Source organism: Brachyspira catarrhinii (genome assembly GCF_005518285.1).
In the GTDB taxonomy this organism is placed as follows: Bacteria; Spirochaetota; Brachyspiria; order Brachyspirales; family Brachyspiraceae; genus Brachyspira; species Brachyspira catarrhinii.
The window spans coordinates 1-4,207 of record NZ_SJDU01000200.1 but is presented as its reverse complement, the minus strand read 5'-3'; the positions used below and the strand labels follow the sequence as shown (position 1 = coordinate 4,207).

Sequence of the window (4,207 nt, the reverse complement as noted above, 5' to 3'; positions counted from 1 at the left end):
GAGTTGAAGAAAGAAGAAATAGAGAAATTAATCTTAATAATATATTAATGGATTCTTCGGCTAAAGTTTCCGTTGCATCTTCCAATTTCGCGTCTATGCTCGAAGAAGATATGGAAATAAAAAAATACTCCTACGAATTAAACGAACTAAAAAAACAAATATACGATGCGGGAAATATGCTTGAAAAAAGTTCCAATATAAAAGAATTTCAAAAATTTAGAGATTTAATCAGAGCGTTGGTGGAAAAAGTGATTAAAGACGCTTATAGAGTTAGAAATTTAAGCATGAATAAAAAAACTTATAATGTGGTTTCAAAAATAAACGAAGAGCTTGATTCTTTATATAGAGACATAATTAAAAATCAAAAGGACCATATAGCAATCGCAAATAGAGTAATGAGGCTTAAAGGATTGGTTTTAAATTTAATTTCATGAATATACTCGCTTTCGATACCGTATCCTCGAGCTTTTCAATAGCTTTAAAATCGGACGATTCCATAATCGAAATAAATAAAGAAAATATCAAAAATCATAATAGCGAACTAATTCCAATTTTAGACGACTTTTTGAAAGAAAATAAATTGTCTTTGGATAATATAGATTGTATAGTTCTTGGAATCGGACCGGGTTCTTTTACTTCTATTAGAATAGCATTTGCCACAATAAAAAGTATTTGCTATGCGAAAAATATTAAAATAATCGGCGTTTCAAGTTTGGAGAGTTTGTATCAAAATATAAAATCTTTCGATGGCGTGAAATTGGCTTTAATAGAGGCGAGAAAAGGAAGCGTTTACGCGAATATTTATAAAGACGACAAAAAAATAAAAGAAAATTTGGATTTAACTTATAACGAAATAATCAATTTAATCGATTCTATTTCAAATAAAAACGAAATTATTACCTTATGCGGAGACGGTTTTTCTAAAAATAAAGAATTCTTTTTAGAAAGTTTAAAAAATAATTCAAAAAACTATAAAATAAACAATTTGGATAATTCTTTTAATATAATAAAAGCGTCAAATTCAATTTTGTTGTCGGAAAGCAGATTTAAAGCTGGAGATTTTGACGATATATTTTCTTTATCTCCGTTATATTTGAGAAAAAGCGAAGCGGAAAATAAAAAAGCTAATCTTAATAATGAATTTTAATAAAAAATATTCCGATAAATTATGATAAGCTATTGCTTGATAAAAATAAAATTATTATATAAAATAAAATGTAAAAACTAATCTAAAAAATCATTGGAGTTTTAAAAATGAGAAAATTACAATCATTGAGAATAAAAATCCCTTTCTTCGTTATGGTATTGGTAACGGTAATGACTATAATATTGGTTACATTGATAATCGATATAGGAGCAATAGGAATAAGGAATTCTTCAATATTCGGCTTTCAATCGACTACTAAAGCGTATACAAGGATAATAAATGTTTGGTTAAATCAAGCTATAGTTATATCCGATTCAATTTCTTCTGGATTTGTCGATATAAGAAATCATTTGGCTATCAATACGCCCGATACGAGAATTATAGCCGAAAATGTTATGAAAAATATAGTCGCAAACAATACGGTAGTATATTCTTTAATATTATTCAATGCTCAAGGTTATCCGATATTGGACAGCGCAAACGGAGTATTTTTAAATTCAAATTACGATATAAGAACGATAGATTCGGAATTATGGGGAAAAGTTATGAGCGGGCAAACTACAATGTATTATACCGCAGTTCCTTATCCTTTAGAAGACAATAAATGGCTAATACCTATATGCAGTCCCGTTAGAAATAGTCTTGGAAATATAATAGGAGCGGTTGGAGTTTTAGTTGATTGGCATTCTTTTATAGATAAAGAATTGGAAATGGTTAAATTTGGAAACACTGGACATCCTTTTATAGTGGATAGAGATAGAATGGTAATTGCCGACCCTATTTCGTCTCATGTCAGAAGTAAAATTTTACAAGAAGCGGATTATATAAAATACGCGAGAGAAAACGAATCTGGAATCTTTGAATTTAAATCTCCGTTCAATGGAAACGATTCTATAGCGATTTTCGATAGAGAGCCTATATCCGATTGGTCTGTAGTTATGAGCGTAGAATCGAGCGAATTATTTGGAAATATTTATTCTATGGTAAGATACGCGATAATAGGAACTATAGCCATACTTATACTCGCTTCCATTTTTATATTCATATACATAGGAAAAATAACAAAAATATTAAGCGCTTTGGCTAAAGATTTAACCAAATTATCGCAGGGAGATTTAAATTGGGATGTTCCTCCTTTCCTTCTTTCCAGAAAAGACGAATTTGGAATGATAGCGAAAGCGATAAACAACTTTTTATGGGTATTAAATGAAAAGGTTAGAATCGTTTATTATAGCGCAAATACCGTAAAATCTTCCGCCGAAGAAGTCGCTCAAGGCAATGTGGATTTGTCCGACAGAACGGAAAGTCAGGCATCGGGACTCGAAGAAACGGCTTCGTCTATGGAACAAATAGCTTCCACAATTAAATCGTCCGCAGACCATACGGTAGAAGGCAATAATATGATGATTAATTCAAGAAACGCTATAGAAGAAGCGGGAAGAATAATAGAAGAAACCACTCAAAATATAGAAGCGGTTTACGAATCGAGTTCAAAAATCAGCGCGATTACAAAAATAATAGAATCCATAGCCTTTCAAACGAATATTCTCGCATTAAACGCCGCAGTCGAAGCTGCAAGAGCGGGAGAGCAAGGAAGAGGATTCGCCGTAGTCGCATCCGAAGTAAGAAATTTGGCTCAAAATACTCAAGCGTCCGTTAAAGATATTACCGCTTTAGTTTCGGACGCTGAAGAAAAAACGGCGACCGCAACCGAAACCGCAAGAGAATCGAAAGAAATATTCCAAAATTTAAAGCAACAAATAGAGGAAACGGCTAAAATAATGCAAGATTTAAGCTCTACGGCGGTGGAACAACAATCTGGAGTAGACCAAGTAAATATCGCAATCGCTCAAATGGATATGGCGACTCAACAAAACGCCGCTTTGGTCGAAGAATCTACAGCGGCTTCTGAAACTTTATTCTCTCAAGCTAAAGAATTATTAAACGCGATGGAATTCTTTAAATTAAGAGAAGATAGCGATTCTGAAAATAATATAGTTATCGAAAAGAAAGTTGAAGAAAAAAAAGAAGATAAAAACATTGATAATAATAATGAAGAAGAAAAATTAAACGACCTCAAAGACGATAAAGAAAAAGAAGAGGAAAAAACTTTTACTCCAAAACCGAGACCTTCGACAGAAATAAAAAGTCCTTTAAAAACGACTGTAAAAACTCCAATAAAAAATCCCGTAAAAAGTCCGCTAAAGAAAAGTTATGAAGAGACTAAACCCGTTCCGTCAGTTTCAAAAGACAGCGAATTTGGTTCTACTTTTAATAACCCTAAAGATGATACGGAAGGTTTTGAATCGTTCTAATAAGATAATAAAGAACAAAATAATAATAAAAAGGCATTGCTATCAAGAGCGATGCTTTTTTATTATTATATTCTAAATTTATATTTTGCTTAAAATTGATTTTGTTATCGAATTGAAATCCAAATTATCGCATTCTATATTTATGAGTTTATCTTCGACTATATTCAATTTATAAGCTTTGTCGTAATAATAAAGCAAAGTCAAAACGCATTCGTATATTTTTCCGTTATGCAAAAGTTCCACAGCTTTTTTCATTCTCTCGCCTCCCAGACGATTTTTTATTTTTAGAATGGATTTTTCCAAATCGTTTATATCGTATTTTCCGTAAATTTCGGTTATATATTTTGCCCTGCTCTCTTTTGAAACATTTAAATAAATAACTTTTTGAGGCTCTTTCATAGTATTAAATAAGGATTTGGGAATCGCTATTTTACCGATTAAATAACTTTCGTCTTCAAACCATAATACTTTATCGTTACCATATTTATATAATTCATTCGATAAATAATTTTCAAACTGTTCCTGCGTAGGCTGTTCTCCTTCGTTTATACCGCCGAATGCAGAGCCTTTATGTTTCGCCAAAAATTCCAAATCGATAATATTATGCCCCAATTCTTTTAATTTGTTTAATATTAAAGTTTTACCGCTTCCAGTTTTTCCCGTAAGCAAATATATTTTATAATTTTTATTAAAAGAATCCAATACAAAACGCCTATAGCTTTTATAACCGCCTCTTAAAACATAA

General features: G+C 31.3%; 3 protein-coding genes and 1 pseudogene. 3 read left to right on the top strand and 1 reads right to left on the bottom strand.

Features of this window, described 5'->3' with window-relative positions:
* From EZH24_RS07930 to EZH24_RS07920, 3 genes are all read left to right on the top strand, one after another.
* A partial coding sequence (locus EZH24_RS07930; protein ID WP_137998579.1) for a YaaR family protein occupies positions 1 to 434 on the top strand: 434 nt, incomplete at its 5' end.
* Complete coding sequence (gene tsaB / locus EZH24_RS07925; RefSeq protein ID WP_137998578.1) at positions 431 to 1,147, top strand: tRNA (adenosine(37)-N6)-threonylcarbamoyltransferase complex dimerization subunit type 1 TsaB; 717 nt, start codon at positions 431 to 433, stop codon at positions 1,145 to 1,147. The genes EZH24_RS07930 and tsaB, both read left to right, overlap by 4 nt.
* A 107-nt stretch (positions 1,148 to 1,254) precedes the next feature.
* Complete coding sequence (locus EZH24_RS07920; RefSeq protein ID WP_137998577.1) at positions 1,255 to 3,462, top strand: methyl-accepting chemotaxis protein; 2,208 nt, start codon at positions 1,255 to 1,257, stop codon at positions 3,460 to 3,462.
* Between the two features lie 78 nt (positions 3,463 to 3,540).
* On the opposite strand, the pseudogene EZH24_RS07915 reads toward EZH24_RS07920, so the two are convergent.
* A pseudogene (locus EZH24_RS07915) lies at positions 3,541 to 4,207 on the bottom strand (tRNA 2-selenouridine(34) synthase MnmH); the annotation flags it as partial.